Raw genomic sequence first — 16,751 nt, forward strand, 5'->3', positions numbered from 1 at the left:
GATGGTCGTTGTGGGCTTGGTGGCCGTTGTGGATGGTGGATGAAAATGCGCGAAGGTCGGCAGTTTGTTTTTGAGGAATTAGTTCGTACATTTCCGCCGAGAGCGGTTATACCCTTGTAGCTCAGTGGATAGAGCAGCAGTTTCCTAAACTGTTGGTCGGCAGTTCGAGTCTGCCCAAGGGTACTCCTCACCACTCATACGAGGCCGTTCAGACGGGAAAAAAGCAGCAAGGTTCACCCCTGCTGCTTTTTTTATGGCCAAATTTACGGGTATGCTTATTGCTGGTAGCAGTTGCCTTGCCCTGCGCCTCGACCCTGGCCCCGGCCTGGTCGCCAGCTTCCGCCGGTGTACTGATCCCACACCCATGCGGAGACCGCGTTCAGCTCCTCCGCGCTGAGCGGTATCGGCGGCATCAAACCGAAACGGGTGATCGCCTGCTGGTCGGCAAGCACCTTCTCTTTGGTGGGTGACTTTATGAAGTCAGCCATGTACTTGATGCCTTCGCTTCGCGATGAGAAGCGCTGGTGGTAGCGGGCGGAGATGGGCAGAATTGGTGGGGCGGATTTGGGCGGAGGCGTAACCGAGTGGCAGACGCTGCAATTTTTTTCGAAGACGGCCTTGCCGTCCACGGCTGCCGAAGCGCTTGCCGACAGCGTTCCGGTTGACAGTACGCCAATGCCGATGGCAAGGGCAACGCCAAACGTTTTGCTTGAGTGTTTCATGGCTCGTACATAATCATAGGTTCCTGAATAGCGGCAACGCTATTTCGTTGCTCTATCAAAGGTACTTAAAAAAAGAAAGGGGCAAGATGGACGCGCGCGACTTTTTTTTTACGACCGCCATAAAGTTGTATAATTGAGCAGTAAACGCACTCATGACCAACCGATAACTTCTGTTTCCATGCGATTGCTCAGAAATCTCTTTTTGCTCATTCTGCTCGTGCTGGCTGTCGATGTGGGCAGATATTTCTTTATCCCTGATGTTTCCAGGCTGGCGCATACCAATCCCGGCAAAACCGCCTTTATGGAGTATCGCCAGGCCGAGTGGCGCAGTGAAGGGCGCGATAAAACCATCGAGCAGCGCTGGGTGCCGCTGAAGAAGGTTTCGTCGTCTCTGATAAAGGCGGTGCTCATTTCGGAGGATAACAACTTCTGGCATCACGAGGGGTTCGATTTCAAGGCGATCGAAGGGGCGCTTGAAAAGAATATCGAAGCGGGCGAATTCAAGTTTGGAGCCAGCACCATCAGCCAGCAGCTCGCCAAGAATCTGTACCTCTCTCCATCGAAAAATCCGTTGAGAAAAATCAAGGAGGCGATTCTGACCTGGCGGATCGAACAGACGCTCTCAAAACGCAGGATTCTTGAGTTGTACGTCAACGTGGCCGAGTGGGGAGACGGGATTTTCGGTATCGATGCGGCAGCCCGGCACTATTACGGTGTCAGGGCATCGCAACTGACGGCCAGCCAGTCGGCCCGGCTCGCCGCGGCGCTTCCGAATCCGGTTCTGTACAAGCCAACCGGCTCTTCGCGTTTTGTGAAGGCGCGCGCAAAACACATCTACGCCATCATGCTGAGGCGAGGCCTGGTGGTGCCGGATTACAGGGAAGTGATGACCGCTTCCGATACTCCGGTCGTTCAGCCGCCGGATTCCGTTGTGGTCGGCGTTCCGGAAAAGCTGATACAGGACTCTTTGCTGCCCGACAGCGTCAGGTATGACTCATCCCCGGAGCCGGTGCCTGAAGAAACGTCCGAAAGCACTCAGCCCGGCAACTAAAGAGATGCCGGGCCGGAGTGACAGAGCGGGATGAGATCAGGAAACCGGTTCAAAGAATGACTTGTCCACGCCGCAGACGGGGCAAACCCAGTCATCCGGAAGGTCTTCGAAAGCCGTTCCCGGCGCGATGCCGCTTTCGGGATCGCCGTCTGCCGGATCGTATTCATAGCCGCAAGGCACACATACCCATTTCTGCATAACTCTATCTCCTCGTGTTAAGGTTGTCTGAAGTAAAAAAGACCGGTGCGTAGCGATTGGCGAATCTTCGCAGGCGAGTTCATCAATCGTTACTCAAGAAAGCCTGGTCAGGAATAAAAAGTTCATCGGATGGGCGATAAGATCGTCGGGGCGATGGCGTCTGTATCATCGAGCAGCTCGGCGTCAGTTATCGGCGTCGATCCGGGAAATCCGGCGACCGATCCGGTTCGCTTTTTGTGTTTCGTGAGGGTGGTATGTTCGAGGCCATCCGGGTTGATGATGCCCCCTTTCGAGTCGGAGACAGCCACCACTTTCATGCCGAGCATCCTGGCGGCTTCGCGGATGCAGATGATGCCGCTCCGCGCGGGTGGCGTCGCCGCGTCCCGCCGATCCTCCGAGCGCCAGCGGCTTGCCGGTGATGACGCCGAAATCGTTGTGGCCCTGCATGAACGAATATTCGTCGGCCATCCAGGCCATGATCTGCGGGTTGGTGTAAACGTCCGGCGCGGGCACATCCTTCGCGAGACCGAGCAGACGACCCGCCTGCCGGATGTAGCTGCGCAACAGCCGTTCGAGTTCGCCGGGCGACATCGTTTTCGGATTGCAGATCACGCCCCCTTTCGCGCCGCCGAGCGGGATGTTGAGCACGGCGGTTTTCCAGGTCATCCACGCGGCCAGCGCAAGAGTTCGAGCACCTCGGCGTCGAGGCCGATGATCTCGGCGGCGGCGTCGAGCTGGCGGCGGGCGGTATCGAAGGGATTGGCTTTGGCCGATCCGGCTGTCGAGCAGGCGTCAAGCACGAAGGGTTCGGCTGCCGGCCCGGACGGTTGAGGGTGATCGTTCGATGACGGCATGACGGGAGGGGGCGAGAGGTTGATAAAACTTCAGGATTCACGAAAAACGACCGCGCCATAGCCGACGACGGACGACCGGTCACCGCCCTCGGCCTCTCCGCTGTTGCGGCAGGCGAGCAGTTCGCCTCGCCATCCTTTTCGCCGTCCGGTTTCGAGCACGGTTTTGACGGCGTCCGGGCCGCAGAACGGGGTTTCGAGTCCGGGAACTCCGCGCTGCATCACCACCGATTCGTGGCGTTCCAGTCCGGCAATATCAAGCGCCGCCATGAGTTGCAGCGTCGCGCGGTCGATAGATTCGGCATCGGCGGACGAAGGATAGTGCGACAGATCGCTGCTGGCGATGAGCAGGTCGGCGTCGCTCATGACCGAAAACAGCTCGTCGGCGCATTGGCGGTAACTGCTCGCCGGATTTTGCCCGAAGAGCAGCGGCAGAATGTTGAAGCCAGGTTGCAGGATGTACTGGAGAAAGGGGAGCTGCACTTCGAGCACGTGGTCGCGCCGGTGCGCTTCGCCGGACTGACGGTAAAGCCGGGGATCGAGCGCGGTCAGCTTGCGCCGCATGGCGTCATCGACCGGCGCGTCGCCCAGCGGCGTCCGCCATGCGTCATGCGGGTCGAGGGCGATGCCGTCGAAGTGCGCGGCGTGGGTGTTGCCGAGCAGCACGACCGTATGGAAAGCGCGGCCTTCGACGGTTTGGAACGCGGCGGCGGCAACGGCTCCGCTGTAGCTCCAGCCCGCATGGGGCGCGATGAGCGCCTTTGGCGCGGGATGATTCGGCGACGGGCTTTTTCGGTCGAAGAGCCTTGCGAGCATCACTTCGATCTCTACGGGATCGCCTGGATAGAAAGCCCCGGCAACGGCTGGATTTCTGACGTTTGGTCGCATCGCCGTCCGATCAGTCTCGTATTGGCGACGGAGCGCGGCAAGCGGGACAGCGGCCGTTGGCGTCGAACCGCTCGACCTTTGCGCCGATGAATTGTTGCGAGCGTGCAACGAGCCTCGCGCCGCATTCCGCGCACAGAGTGTCGGAATGGCCTCCCGCATAGACATATGACAATCCGGCTCTGCGCCCGATTTCGTATGCCGCCTCGATCGCATCCGTCGAAGTTGGTGGCATGTCCTGCATTTTCCATGAAATCTCTGGATAAAACGGAATGACATGCCACGGCACATCAGTACCGAGATCGTGCGCGATGAAGCTGGCGAGCCGTTCGAGCATGGCCGGATCGCTGGATTGACCCGGAATGACGAGCGTGGTGATTTCGAGATGGATGCCGCTTTTGCGAATCAGCCGCAGGCTGTCGAGCACGGGATCGAGCCGCGCGCCGCAGACGCGGCGGTAAAAGGCGTCGTCCATCGATTTGAGATCGATGTTGACGGCGTCGAGCCAGGGCTGGATGGCGTCGAGGTAGTTTTTTGAAAAATAGCCGTTGCTGACCCAGATGTTCCGGAGACCCGCCTGCCGCGCGAGCTTCATGACGTCGAGCGCATATTCGGCAAACATGGTTGGCTCGGTGTAGGTGCACGAAATTGACGAGCATCCGGCGCGGACGGCGTTGCGGGCGATCGCTTCGGGCGCGATCAGTGGAATCGTTTCGTCGGGGAGCGCCTGGCTGATCTCCCAGTTCTGGCAGTTGGCGCATTTGAAGTTGCAGCCGGGCGTACCGAACGACCAGGTTGAGGTGCCCGGCATGAAATGATGCAGCGGTTTTTTCTCAACCGGATCTGCGGCTTGCGAGACCGCCCGGCCCCAGGTGAGGGTGAACAGTTTTCCACCAGCGTTCCGGCGCACCCGGCACAGACCGCTGCTGCCGGGCCTGATGCGGCAGTAGTGGCGGCAGAGGTCGCACTGGAGTACTCCGTCGGGTGCGGCATGATAGAAGTTCGCTTCGCGCATACTGCGTCCTTTTCCGGATTCAGCACGGGATACCGGTTGATCGGGCGTGTTCCGATAATGGCAGAGAATGCGTTTCTACAGGGTGATAGTTCCCCGGTAAACCACGCGGGCCGGGCCTTCAAGATAAATGTCATCCATCGCATCGTTGAATCCCACCATCAGCGTTTCGCCGCTTCTGACCGTTACCTTGACCGGCGATGATGCGACCTTGCCGAGCCGGTAGCTCATCAGAGCCGCGGCTACCGTGCCGGTGCCGCAGGCGAGAGTTTCGTCCTCGACGCCGCGCTCGAAGGTTCGGATGCTGAGCGCATCCGGCGCGGTGACTTCGAGGAAGTTCACATTTGCGCCGCCGGGGAAGAGTTCTTCTCTGTGGCGGATGGCGCGACCTTCGGTGAATACGTCGATCTTGTCGAGGTCGTTGACGTAGGCAATGGCGTGAGGCGAGCCGGTGTTGACGAAATGGCAGTTCCATGCCCCGGCCTGCATATCGTCCCTGAAATCCGTCGGCGGCAGCATGTGCAGTCTGACCGATTCCTCGCCGGTCACCTCTGCTTCATAGGTTCCAGGGCCTGCGTTGAAGCGGTAGCGCCCGGCGGCTGGGCGGATGCCGATGAGGTGGGCGAACCAGACGGCGCACCGCCCGCCGTTGCCGCACATCGAACCGGGAAAGCCGTCGGCATTATGGTAATTCATTCTGAAATCGGCTGTTTCGGAGGTTTCGACGAGAATCAGGCCGTCGGCTCCGATACCGGTTCTCCGTGCACACATGGCGCGAACCTGCTCGTGGGGCAGGTTGAAGTGAGCCTGACGGTTGTCGATGACGATGAAGTCATTGCCGGCTCCTGACATTTTGGTGAAATCGATTTGCATGTCTCTTTTTTTAAAGGTCTGTTTTCAGTAAAATATCAAGGCTACGCCCGGTACCGAGATGGAAAATGAAGTTGTTTTATTTTACTTTTCAAATACTGTTGCTCGCGGAGCCTAAGGGCAAAAAACTTTCTTATTAAATAAATTTTCTTATTTTATTTGCTACTGTTGCAGGGTACTTTTTCTTGAGCCAGACTGCAAAAATGTTTTTTCCGGGAAGCTCTCCATCTCAATTGTTTGTCACCGGTTTTCTTGCCGTGACAAAGCGTTGGCCGCATGTACGGGAGAGAGGTTGCCGGTTTTTTCGGTTTCTTCAACCTGAAAATACGTCCAAACAAAGGAGAACATACAATGGCTGAACAAGTGAAACCCGCGGGGGTCAAGCCGAAGGGGACAGTGCCTCCTCCCAAAGGGAACGCACCGGCTCCTAAGGCAAATGGCGCGCCAGGCGGAGCATCGGTCATTAAAGAACAGGATGCCGCCAAAATGAGACGTTTTCTGTTCCAGCGAACGGAAACACGCTCGACAAAGTGGTACCAGATCTTTGATACCGAAAAGATCGATGATGAGCAGGTGGTCGGCGGCCATCTTGCCCTGCTTGGAGTGCTGGGCTTCATCATGGCAATCTACTACATCTCGGGAATCCAGGTTTTTCCCTGGGGTGCTCCGGGTTTCCACGACAACTGGTTCTACCTGACCATCAAGCCAAGGATGGTCTCCCTCGGTATCGATACCTACAGCACCAAGACCGCCGACCTCGAATGGGCGGGCACCAAGCTTCTTCTCTGGGCCGGTTATCATTTCATTGCCGGTTCCGTGCTGATTTTCGGCGGATGGCGTCACTGGACGCACAATCTGACGAACCCCTTCACCGGCCGCTGTGGCAATTTCCGCGATTTCCGCTTCCTCGGAAAGTTCGGTGACATGGTGTTCAGCGGAACCAGTGCAAAATCGTACAAAGAGGCTCTTGGCCCACACGCCGTTTACATGTCACTTCTCTTCCTTGGCTGGGGATTCGTGATGTGGGGGATACTCGGTTTCGCTCCGATTCCGGATTTTCAGACGGTCAACTCCGAGACGTTCATGTCGTTCGTTTTTGCCGTGATTTTCTTCGCTCTCGGCATCTACTGGTGGAACAATCCTCCGAATGCGGCCATCCACCTCAATGACGATATGAAAGCCGCTTTCTCGGTTCACCTGACCGCTATTGGCTACATCAACATCGCGCTTGGCGTGATCGCTTTCGTCGCTTTCCAGCAGCCGTCGTTCGCTCCGTACTACAAGGAACTCGACAAGCTGGTCTTCTACATCTATGGCGAACCGTTCAACCGCGTCAGCTTCAACTTCGTCGAACAGGGCGGCAAGGTCATCTCCGGCGCCAAGGAGTTTGCTGAGTTTCCGGCCTACGCCATTCTTCCCAGGAACGGCGAATCGTTCGGCATGGCAAGGGTTGTGACCAACCTCATCGTTTTCAACCACATCATCTGCGGTGTTCTCTATGTGTTCGCAGGTGTCTATCATGGTGGTCAGTACCTGCTCAAGATTCAGCTCAACGGCATCTACAACCAGATCAAGTCTATCTGGATCACCAAAGGCCGCGATCAGGAAGTCCAGGTCAAGATTCTTGGCACCGTTATGGCGCTTTGCTTCTCGACCATGCTTTCTGTCTATGCCGTTATCGTCTGGAACACCATCTGTGAGCTGAACCTTTTTGGCACCAATATCACGATGTCGTTCTATTGGCTCAAACCGCTGCCGATCTTCCAGTGGATGTTCGCTGATCCGAGCATCAACGATTGGGTTATGGCTCACGTTATCACAGCCGGCTCGCTCTTCTCGCTGATCGCTCTGGTGCGTATCGCCTTCTTCGCTCATACCTCTCCTCTGTGGGATGACCTGGGCCTGAAGAAGAACTCCTACTCCTTCCCGTGCCTCGGTCCGGTCTATGGCGGTACCTGTGGTGTCTCCATCCAGGATCAGCTCTGGTTCGCTATGCTTTGGGGTATCAAGGGTCTGTCCGCAGTCTGTTGGTACATCGATGGCGCATGGATCGCGTCGATGATGTACGGTGTGCCCGCTGCCGACGCAAAGGCTTGGGACTCGATCGCTCACTTGCAGCATCACTACACCTCGGGTATTTTCTACTACTTCTGGACCGAGACCGTGACGATCTTCTCCAGCTCGCACCTTTCGACCATCCTCATGATCGGTCACTTGGTGTGGTTTATCAGCTTTGCTGTCTGGTTCGAGGATCGCGGTTCGCGTCTTGAAGGTGCAGACATCCAGACCCGCACCATCCGTTGGCTGGGCAAGAAGTTCCTCAACAGGGATGTCAATTTCCGCTTCCCGGTGCTGACCATTTCGGACTCCAAGCTTGCAGGTACCTTCCTCTACTTTGGCGGTACCTTCATGTTGGTCTTCCTGTTCATTGCCAACGGTTTCTATCAGACCAACTCTCCGCTGCCGCCTCCCGTCAGCCATGCAGCGGTGTCCGGACAGCAGATGCTGGCACAGCTGGTCGATACGCTGATGAAAATGATTGCGTAACATTTCGGTACGAAGGGGCTTATGCCCCTTCGGCCATCTTGAGCAATAACGTTTACCACGTAAAACAATTTTAGAGAGGGGGGTTTGTATGGCCGAACCTGTTGAAAATAAAAACCAGGCACCTGCTCCAGGCGCGAAAGTGCCTCCTAAAGGCGCTCCGGGGGTTCCGAAAGTCGGCGCTCCCGCCGCGCCCAAAGTACCAGCATCGCCGAAGGCTGGAGCACCGGCTGCAAAAGCCGGGGCCCCAGCCGCCAAGCAATCAGGCAAGCCAAGACTTGCGTCGCTCAATGTGACACTGGGACGCTCAGGCGTCCGTCAGGAATCTGCTCTACCGTACGTGAAGCCAAAGGCTGCGCCGCCTCCGAAACCGGCTCCGGCAGCGAAGGGCGCTCCGGCTGCTAAAGGCGCCCCTGTTGCCAAGGCTGCGCCTGCGGCCAAAGCCGCATCCGGCGCACCAGTAGCCAAGGCTGCTCCGAGAGCGAAAAAGCACTATTTCATCATCGAGAACCTCTGCGTCGGTTGCGGGCTTTGCCTCGACAAATGTCCACCGAAGGTCAACGCTATTGGATACAAGTTCTATGGCGACGTTCAGGAGGGCGGTTTCCGATGCTATATCGATCAGGTTGCCTGTATTTCCTGCACGGCATGTTTTTCGGGTGATGAGTGCCCGTCCGGTGCGTTGATCGAAGTGCTGCCAGACGGCGAAGTGCTCGACTTTTCTTACACGCCTCCGGAGCGGCTCGATTTCGATCTCCGCTTCCTGCACCGTTTCCATCGCGAAGTGAGGTAGGCAAAAGCGGCATTCCGAAACGGAGAAAAATGAAAAAGCATTGCTTTGCACAAAGGCAATGCTTTTTTTATTTGGATTCAGCCCCATTTCGTTAAAACAGAGCATTGTGCACGATCAGGAAGTACAGACCAGGAAGAGCGAAATGGTCACGGAAAAGACGCTGGTTATCATACCGACCTACAACGAAGCGGACAATATCAGGCCTTTGGTTGAGAGTATTCTCGAACGGTATCCGCAGTCGCTCGATCTTCTCGTTATTGACGACGGCTCCCCGGATGGCACAGCCGGTATCGTCAGAGAGATAATGAGAACAGAGTCGCGCGTCACCTTGCTGACAAGGCCCGCTAAGCTGGGTCTCGGCACGGCATATCTGATGGGATTCCGATATGCCCTTGAAAAGGGCTATGAGCGAGTCATCGAGATGGATGCCGATTTTTCGCATGATCCGGCCGCCATAGCCTTACTATCAGGCGGGCTGAAAAATGCTGACCTGGTTATCGGGTCGCGTTATATGAACAACACGGTCAACGTTGTCAACTGGCCGCTTTCCAGGCTTATCCTTTCAAAGTCAGCCAGCATCTACACCAGATGGATCACCGGGATGCCGGTCTCCGATCCAACAAGCGGATTCAAGTGCATCAGTGCGAAAGCTCTCCGATCCATTGCGCTTGACCGGGTGCATTCACAGGGCTACTCATTCCAGATCGAGATCGATTTCCGGATATGGAAAAAAGGATTGGTCATTCACGAAGTGCCGATCATCTTTGTTGACAGAAGCATCGGTAAATCAAAAATGACCCGTCACAATATTGTTGAAGCCGTCTGGATGGTCTGGTGGCTGAAGCTGCTGTCAATCACCGGACGGCTGTAGAATCGTCGTCAGTGAGACTGTCGTCGATATGAGGGCGCAGAGTTATCAGTTGTTCTAAGCATCGATTTTCTCATCGAAAAAGTCTTGTGGGTTTCTTGCTGACTGTTGACTTTTCCGATTGTCGCCCTCAACGATGTTCTGCTCTTCCCATCTTTTTGCGGTTCGTATTTTTTTTAGAAAGCAAATCTCTATGGAACCAACTGCATATCGTGATATTTCTCACGTAACCGACTGGCTTGTGAGGCCGATGATCGTGATCGGGCATACCGAAATATCGATTGCAAAAATCGCTACCATCCTATTGCTGGTCACGGTGATCGTTTCAGCCGCGAAGTTCCTGAAGCGCGTACTCGTGGGGCGGCTTCTGGTCTCCTCTGTGCACGATGAAGGCACTCGCTCGGCTCTCGGCACCATTCTGCAGTATTTGATCGTCTTTTTTGGAATCCTGATCGTTCTGCAATCGGCGGGCATTGACCTCAGTACGCTGACGGTTCTTTCGGGCACTATCGGTCTCGGTATTGGTTTCGGCTTGCAGAATATCACCGACAACTTTTTCAGCGGCCTGATAATCCTGCTCGAACGCCCGGTCAAGGTGGGCGACCGCATCCAGGTCGGCGACATCAATGGCGATGTGGTCAGGATCGCCATCCGGTCAACGACCATTCTGACCAACGACAACATCAACATCATCATTCCGAATTCGGAGTTCGTCTCCAAGCAGGTCATCAACTGGAGTCACAACGACCGCAATCTCCGGGTGGCGGTGCCGGTCGGGGTCTCGTACGGTTCCGATCCCGAACAGGTCAGGCGGGTGCTGCTCGGGGTGGCCGACCATCATCCCGATATTCTCGCCAAACCGGCGCCGGTGGTGCTTTTTTCCGGGTTTGGAAACAGCGCGCTCAATTTCGAGCTTCTGGTCTGGACAGAGACCCGTATCCAGACTCCGAGGTTTTTGCAAAGCGAGCTGAACTTCAGGATTTTCGCGGCATTCAGGAAAAACGGCATTGAAATTCCTTTTCCGCAGACCGATCTGCATATCAGAAGCAGCGACATTCCATTATGGGAACCCGGTGAACCGAAAGCTCCGGCTGGGTGAACTGCCGGGAATATTTCGTGACTTTGCTGCCTATCACTTGGTATTAAGCGTTATGAATGGTACATAGAATAGCGCTTAAACTTGAAATTCATTCATCGAGCGGGCATCACAGAAGGGCATCTCTCACTATCTGTCGCGCCTCTCGGTACCTGCTTCCGGCAGTGTACGAGTTTGTCTGGCTTCATGGCATTTGCCCCGTGGCCAGCCATTTCAGATCCGGAATACCTTTTCCGTCCGATTTTTCGCCAAATGTCGAGGTGTCCGCCAACGTGATCTCATGGTTTTTCACCGGTCACGAGTCCGCTTGCAGTAATGCAAGAAAGGAGGTTTTATGTTTTCTTACCAGTCATATACGGCAAACAATATCCACGAGCTTCCACAATTTGACTGCATCTCTCCGGAGCAACTTCACGCCATCAAGGTGGTTTCCGAGGTTTATCCGTTCAGGGTCAACAGTCATGTTGCCGAGAATCTTATCGACTGGAGCAACATTCCCGATGACCCCATGTTCCGGCTGACCTTTCCGCAGGCCGGTATGCTTTCGGGCAATGACTACCAGATGCTCTCCGACCTTGTCGGGTCGAATGCCGATCCGCTGTTCATCAGGGAGGAGGCCAGGAAAATACAGCTCCGGCAGAATCCGAACCCCGCAGGCCAGATGGAGCTGAACACCCCCTTGCTTGGCGACGAACCTCTGCACGGCTTGCAGCACAAGTACCGCGAGAGCGTACTGTTTTTCCCGCTCGAAGCGCAGGTGTGCCACGCCTACTGCACCTACTGCTTCCGGTGGCCGCAGTTCTCCGGGCTGGAAAACCTGAAGTTCGCCAACGACAGCATCGACAAGCTGGTCGAGTATCTCGAACTCCATCCGGAGGTGAAGGATGTCATTTTCACGGGCGGCGATCCGATGGTGATGAGCACCTCGCTCATCAAAAAATACATGCGCCCGCTGCTTGGCGTCTCGACGCTGAAAACCATCAGGATCGGCACCAAGTCGCTGAGCTGGTGGCCGCAGCGTTACACGGCTGAGGCCGACGCGGACGAGTTGCTCCGGTTTTTCGAAGAGGTCGTCGCTTCGGGCAGGCACTTGGGCGTCATGGCGCACATCAGCCATCCGCGTGAAATCGCCACGCCCGACGCGACCGAGGCGATCCGTCGCCTCCGCGCGACCGGCGCGGTGATCCGCAGCCAGTCGCCGGTGGTGCGTCATGTGAACGACGATGCCGACGTCTGGCGCGAGATGTGGCAGAAGCAGGTACAGCTCGGCATCATCCCCTACTACATGTTCGTCGAGCGCGATACCGGGCCGAAGCGCTATTTCGAGGTGCCGCTCTGCGAGGCGCTCGACATTTACAACGGAGCCTACCAGCAGATATCGGGGCTTGGCCGCACGGTTCGCGGGCCGTCGATGTCCTGCTCTCCCGGCAAGGTGATCGTCGAGGATGTCACCGAGATCAACGACGAAAAGGTGTTCGTGCTGAAGTTCACCCAGAGCCGCAATCCGGAGTGGACCAACAAAACCTTCCTTGCGGAGTTCGATGAAAGCGCATCGTGGATCGATGACCTGAACCCGGCGTTCGGCGAGGACTCCTTCTTTTTCGAGCCGGAGCTGATGCGGCGGTACGGAAGCTGAGCTTCGCGGCGCTCGTCGTCCGTTGTCCGGTGTTCGACTCTCGTCCGCTCGGTGTATATTGATCGTTGCGGCGGGACAAGCGCCCGCTGCTTGCTTTTTCACTCAATCGTAACTTCAGGAGGGTATCATGGAAGAGTTGAAAGAGGTATTTCCGGGTGTCGAGGTCGAGCATGATGCCGATGCACCCACGGAGTCATGCGACGATGAATGCGTCGGAGGCACGGCCAGCACGGCCAACATGAGAGCGACCATGTGAAGGCCTGTGTCCCCGGATCGACCCATGTTCGCCAGATGGCGCAACCGGTTATTGAGGTTGCGCCATTCACATTTTGTTCAGCATTCTCCATTCCCTTTTTTCTGTTTCCATGTTGATCCTGCCGATAGAGACCGAAGCGGGCTGTTATCTCTATTCCGGCTGGTCGAACCGCATCGTCGAGGTTTCGCGTGACCTCTTTTGCCGGTATGCTTCCGGTGAGCCGGAGGAGCGCCAAACGCGGGCAGCGATCAGGGCCGGGCTGATTCCCGAAACGCCTCACGATGTTGTGGTATTCGATCCGGAACTCATTGCCAGCGCCATTGCCGGGCTGAAACAAAGCGGCCCTGAAATGGTGGTGCTCGGCGTGACCGAGGCGTGCAATTTCAGGTGCGACTACTGCTACTACTCCGGCGCTTATGCCGATTCAAGAGGCCATTCCGGCAAGACGATCTCCGTCGAAACAGCGCTGGCCGCCGTGGAGTACTCCTTCGGGTTTCCCCGGAAGGAGTACAGAATCGGATTTTATGGAGGCGAGCCGCTTTTAGAGCTTCCTCTGCTCAGAGCGATTGCCGACCATGCCGGCCGCAAAAGGCCCAAGGGGAGCCGGGCGATCTTGGCGCTGACCACCAATGGCTCGCTGCTGAGTGACGAAGTGTGCGATTTTCTGGCCGAAAAAGATTTCGAGGTCTTTGTGAGCATCGATGGGCCGGGGGCGGTGCATGACCGGTATCGCCACGATAGTCACGGAAATCCGACCTTCGGCACGGTGATGAACAACCTCCGGCGCTTCAGGTCGAGGCATTCCGATTACTTCGACCGGCAGGTCAACTATTCGATCACCATCGCTCCGCCGAATCCTCTTGAACAGATTGCGCGTTTCATGAAAGAGAACGCTGACCTGTTCGGAGAGAAGGTTCCCAAAGTCTCGACGGTTCGTTTGCGTTCAGGCGGTGATGGCGCGCCGCCCCTTGCCTGGCCTGATGAAGGCGCGTTCGATTTTACGCCGGTCTGGGACGACTTCATCGAGTCGTGCCTGCGGAGCGAGCGTCCTGCTCCGTTCGCACGGGCGGTGTGCGAAGCCTCAGTCAAAAAGATTCACCATCGCCAGATGACCGGTCTCAGCCACTTTGCCACGACCGGAGGACAATGCACTCCCGGCAAGCGTTGTTACGTCGATACCGGCGGCGTGTTCCATATGTGCGAGCGGGTAAACACGGCTTTTCCTGTTGGCTCTGTTGCGACGGGATTCGATTATGACCGGATCAGCGAGTACCTGCAGCGCTACTCCGGACTGCTCGGCTCGCGCTGCTCCGATTGCTGGGCGGTGAGGCTTTGCCGGAAATGTATTCCCATGCTTGCCGATGGGGAGCGGATGATCGAGTCGTCCCTTGACTTATTGTGCGAGCGGCAGAAAAAGGATCTCGCTTTCAAGCTGGCCCGGTATTGCCGTGGCCGTGAACAGCGGAACGACTGTTTCGACTGGATCGGCCGGGAGTGATCGGTTGCGTAGTTTCGGGTCGTTGATTTTGAAGCGTTTGCAGCACAAGGCAAAGGGACGGGTGGTCTTTTTGCCTTGTGCCGCAATCCGGGAGTGCGTTCAGATGCGGCAGAGGTAGTTGCAGCGGATCGCGCCGCCCTCTTTGCGGATGTCGGCCTTGATCTCGGTTTGGGGGTTGACCAGCTCGCGGAGCAGGGCGGTGAAGGTGCCGAGGTAGAAGTTGCCCACCACCGGATGCGACGGGAAGGTGACCTTGACCATGACGTTCGGCGACGGCTTCGAGCCGTAACTGAACTCGCCGCTTCCGGCGAAGGTCCAGGCGTTCTTGCTGATGGCGAAAAGGAACACCTTGAAGCCGAGGCCCGCCGGAAGCAGCTTGACAATCGTCTGGAACGGGCCGGGAATGCGCACTTTGAGCAGGTACTTCGCGGTGCGTTCCCCCGACTCCTTGAGAATTCCGGCGGCGCCGGTCTCTCCGATCTCTTTCTGCAGGGCCGTGACCAGCGAGTGGAATTTCGACTCCTCGACCATCTCCGATGGCAGATTGTTGATCAGGTAGCCCTGACCCATCTTTTTCAGAAGCTTTTCTGTTTCGTTTTTGCCGTAAGCGGATTCAAGCGCGCCGACGGTCTGTATGATGGAGTTCGGTCCGATTCTGGATGGGCTGCTGCTCATTGAAAAATAAAAAGTCTGGGTTTGTGCGTTGATTTCGGGTTACGGTTTCTCAGGCGATGTCTGGCCGTCAGGGCCGGACTGCCGGGATGAGGGAATGTCGAGCCTGACATCCTCGGTTGTCCATCCGCCACGGACGGTAACGGTCAGTGCCGCGAACGGATCGGATGGCGCGAACGGAGCGATCGAACCGCTGTTCCATTTGGTCATAGGCGAGATCGCGCCCGATGCCGACGGTATGAATCCGGCAATGGCGTACTCACCCGCCGGAAGATTATGGAAGTCGAAACGGAAGGTTCCGTCGGCGCTTGTTCTGGCCAGCACGCGCAGGGCACTCTCCTGGTCGCCGCGACGGGCTTCGACGATCACTGCGGGCGCGTTGGCCTTGCCGGAGCCGCTGATCTCTCCATACGCATCAGGGCCTGCGGTGCTGAAGAGCGACTTCACCAGCGCTGTTTTCGACGGTGAGCCGACAAGCCCCGTAAGCATTCCGGGCCTGACCTGCACCAGGTAGTCCCTGCTTTGCAGAAAGCCCTCCGAAGCCGCGATGGCAAAGGTGCGGTTGTCGATCCGGGAGATGGTGAATGGCACCGGTTTCTGTTGGCCTTTTTCGGACAGCGCAAGCGTGACTGCTGACCTGACCGACGATTCGGTCACCGGCAGATTGCATTGCAGCGCTACCGGCGAGCTTGATTCAGGACGGATTGCTTCGGAAACGACGTTGTCGGCCCCATTCTCCGGAACGAGGCTGACCGACAGTTCCGGATAGCGCTCCGTGCGGGTATCGCCGGAGAATGTCAGCTCTGAGGCCGGGCTTCCAGCGGGGGCGAACAGGAGACGGTACCAGGCGCGGCCCTCCATCGGCGGGGTCAGGAGGCGGAAGGTGTTCTCTTCGCTGTTTCTCGATTCCGAGAAGTAGCCAAGCACCGGCAGCGTGGCTTGGGTGGCGGAATTTTCGATCCGTATCGACGACAGCTCGAAGCTCCGCGTGGGCATGGAGTTTTTGAAGGTGACTTCGATTTCCCGGTTATTGAGCGTACGGCAGGAATTCAGAGCGTTTGCCGACAGGTCATACGGGGCGAACCGCATCGCCAGACCGGTCACGCCGGTCTGCACCGTTGGCGTGGAGGCGACGGCGAATGCCTCCTCTTCGGGATTGAACGGCGCGTTGCCGACCTCGCCGGTTGTGGCCACAATGTGGTAATTGCCGGGCGCGAGATGCTGGAAACGGAATTCGCCAGACGGGTTGGTCTGGGCAATGTAGTCCGGTCTCGTCTGCGGAGTGGCGTTTGACGGTGAGGCGGCGAAGGCCATCACTGTGGCGTTTTGGGCCGGAGCCAGGCGGTTTGTCCATACCTGCCCCTCAATCGAACCCCGGTCGAGAACCGGGCCGGTTGAAAAAGCGAGCATCCAGCTCTCTGCGAGCTGGTGTTTTCCGTCGATGCTTTTCAGGGGAGCGCGCAGCGTCAGCGTGTAGGTGCGGTTCGGTTGCAACGGCTCGTACAGCCGGATGTCAACCTCCTTTCCGTGCATCGTCACCACGTAATCATCGACACGAGGCGAGAAAAAAATCGATTTCAAGAGATCGGCTCTGCCGACATAGTGGCTGAACCCAATGCGGATTTTCTGTGGCGATGTATTGACCGAGGCTGTCGCGGGCAGTGAGCTGGTTACGCTAAGCGGCGAACGATCCGGCGGGCCGCCTGTCGGCGGTTTGTCAACGGCGCAGGCGCAGAACAGGAGGGGAATCAGGATGGCTGCCAGAATTTTCAGGCCGGGAAATTCTTTCAATGACGTTC

General features: G+C 57.0%; 17 protein-coding genes, 1 tRNA gene and 1 pseudogene. 9 read left to right on the plus strand and 10 right to left on the minus strand.

Going from position 1 to position 16,751, the window contains the following annotated elements; translation table 11 throughout:
- Positions 1 to 110 precede the first annotated feature (110 nt).
- A tRNA-Arg gene (locus EST62_RS10910) sits at positions 111 to 183 on the plus strand.
- A gap of 92 nt (positions 184 to 275) precedes the next feature.
- On the opposite strand, the gene EST62_RS10915 is transcribed toward EST62_RS10910, so the two are convergent.
- On the minus strand, positions 276 to 722 hold the full coding sequence (locus EST62_RS10915; protein WP_129052110.1) for a cytochrome c: 447 nt from the start codon (positions 720 to 722) through the stop codon (positions 276 to 278).
- Positions 723 to 900: 178 nt separating this feature from the next.
- On the opposite strand from EST62_RS10915, the gene mtgA reads away from it, so the two are divergent.
- The gene (gene mtgA, locus EST62_RS10920) at positions 901 to 1,773 is read left to right on the plus strand and encodes a monofunctional biosynthetic peptidoglycan transglycosylase (protein WP_129052111.1); all 873 of its coding nucleotides are present in this window, start codon (positions 901 to 903) and stop codon (positions 1,771 to 1,773) included.
- Positions 1,774 to 1,809: 36 nt separating this feature from the next.
- Here the strand turns inward: mtgA and rd are convergent, their stop codons facing one another.
- The 7 genes and pseudogenes from rd to dapF form a co-directional block, all read right to left on the minus strand.
- Positions 1,810 to 1,971 (minus strand): rubredoxin, encoded by a 162-nt coding sequence (gene rd, locus EST62_RS10925; protein ID WP_129052112.1) that lies wholly within the window; start codon positions 1,969 to 1,971, stop codon positions 1,810 to 1,812.
- Between the two features lie 122 nt (positions 1,972 to 2,093).
- A complete protein-coding gene (locus tag EST62_RS14010) occupies positions 2,094 to 2,486 on the minus strand; it encodes a hypothetical protein (RefSeq protein ID WP_371414696.1) in 393 nt (130 codons plus the stop codon).
- A pseudogene (locus EST62_RS13815) lies at positions 2,482 to 2,637 on the minus strand (Glu/Leu/Phe/Val dehydrogenase dimerization domain-containing protein); the annotation flags it as partial. The pseudogene EST62_RS13815 and the gene EST62_RS14010, both read right to left, overlap by 5 nt.
- Complete coding sequence (locus tag EST62_RS13820; RefSeq protein WP_167599323.1) at positions 2,634 to 2,825, minus strand: hypothetical protein; 192 nt, start codon at positions 2,823 to 2,825, stop codon at positions 2,634 to 2,636. The gene EST62_RS13820 and the pseudogene EST62_RS13815, both read right to left, overlap by 4 nt.
- 30 nt (positions 2,826 to 2,855) lie before the next feature.
- Positions 2,856 to 3,710: an AmmeMemoRadiSam system protein B gene (gene amrB / locus EST62_RS10935; protein WP_129052113.1), complete on the minus strand. Its 855-nt coding sequence runs from the start codon at positions 3,708 to 3,710 to the stop codon at positions 2,856 to 2,858.
- Positions 3,711 to 3,720: 10 nt separating this feature from the next.
- Positions 3,721 to 4,722: an AmmeMemoRadiSam system radical SAM enzyme gene (gene amrS / locus EST62_RS10940; RefSeq protein ID WP_129052114.1), complete on the minus strand. Its 1,002-nt coding sequence runs from the start codon at positions 4,720 to 4,722 to the stop codon at positions 3,721 to 3,723.
- 75 nt (positions 4,723 to 4,797) lie between these two features.
- Entirely contained in the window at positions 4,798 to 5,592 is a 795-nt protein-coding gene (gene dapF / locus EST62_RS10945; RefSeq protein WP_129052115.1) for a diaminopimelate epimerase, read from the minus strand.
- A gap of 348 nt (positions 5,593 to 5,940) precedes the next feature.
- Here dapF and EST62_RS10950 point away from each other — a divergent pair, with 348 nt between their 5' ends.
- The 7 genes from EST62_RS10950 to EST62_RS10975 all read left to right on the plus strand — a co-directional run bounded on the left by EST62_RS10950 (position 5,941) and on the right by EST62_RS10975 (position 14,280).
- Positions 5,941 to 8,136 carry a photosystem I reaction center subunit IX gene (locus tag EST62_RS10950; RefSeq protein WP_129052116.1) on the plus strand — a complete coding sequence of 732 codons (2,196 nt, stop codon included), beginning with the start codon at positions 5,941 to 5,943 and terminating at the stop codon, positions 8,134 to 8,136.
- Positions 8,137 to 8,224: 88 nt separating this feature from the next.
- The gene (locus EST62_RS10955) at positions 8,225 to 8,926 is read left to right on the plus strand and encodes a 4Fe-4S dicluster domain-containing protein (RefSeq protein ID WP_129052117.1); all 702 of its coding nucleotides are present in this window, start codon (positions 8,225 to 8,227) and stop codon (positions 8,924 to 8,926) included.
- A gap of 142 nt (positions 8,927 to 9,068) precedes the next feature.
- Positions 9,069 to 9,797, plus strand: a complete 729-nt coding sequence (locus tag EST62_RS10960; RefSeq protein WP_129052167.1) for a polyprenol monophosphomannose synthase — start codon at positions 9,069 to 9,071, stop codon at positions 9,795 to 9,797.
- Positions 9,798 to 9,987: 190 nt separating this feature from the next.
- A complete protein-coding gene (locus EST62_RS10965; RefSeq protein ID WP_129052118.1) occupies positions 9,988 to 10,893 on the plus strand; it encodes a mechanosensitive ion channel family protein in 906 nt (301 codons plus the stop codon).
- Positions 10,894 to 11,224: 331 nt separating this feature from the next.
- Positions 11,225 to 12,526, plus strand: coding sequence for a KamA family radical SAM protein (locus tag EST62_RS10970; protein WP_129052119.1), 1,302 nt, complete (start codon positions 11,225 to 11,227; stop codon positions 12,524 to 12,526).
- 127 nt (positions 12,527 to 12,653) lie between these two features.
- The gene (locus tag EST62_RS13915) at positions 12,654 to 12,782 is read left to right on the plus strand and encodes a hypothetical protein (protein ID WP_256372371.1); all 129 of its coding nucleotides are present in this window, start codon (positions 12,654 to 12,656) and stop codon (positions 12,780 to 12,782) included.
- A 109-nt stretch (positions 12,783 to 12,891) separates the two neighbouring features.
- Positions 12,892 to 14,280 (plus strand): radical SAM protein, encoded by a 1,389-nt coding sequence (locus EST62_RS10975; RefSeq protein ID WP_129052120.1) that lies wholly within the window; start codon positions 12,892 to 12,894, stop codon positions 14,278 to 14,280.
- A gap of 99 nt (positions 14,281 to 14,379) precedes the next feature.
- On the opposite strand, the gene bchJ is transcribed toward EST62_RS10975, so the two are convergent.
- Together bchJ and EST62_RS10985 are read right to left on the minus strand one after the other, a co-directional pair.
- Complete coding sequence (bchJ, locus tag EST62_RS10980) at positions 14,380 to 14,955, minus strand: bacteriochlorophyll 4-vinyl reductase (protein ID WP_129052121.1); 576 nt, start codon at positions 14,953 to 14,955, stop codon at positions 14,380 to 14,382.
- 39 nt (positions 14,956 to 14,994) lie between these two features.
- Positions 14,995 to 16,743, minus strand: a complete 1,749-nt coding sequence (locus tag EST62_RS10985; protein ID WP_129052122.1) for an Ig-like domain-containing domain — start codon at positions 16,741 to 16,743, stop codon at positions 14,995 to 14,997.
- Between the last annotated feature and the right edge of the window lie 8 nt (positions 16,744 to 16,751).

The organism is Chlorobaculum sp. 24CR (assembly GCF_004118635.1).
Taxonomy (GTDB): domain Bacteria; phylum Bacteroidota; class Chlorobiia; order Chlorobiales; family Chlorobiaceae; genus Chlorobaculum.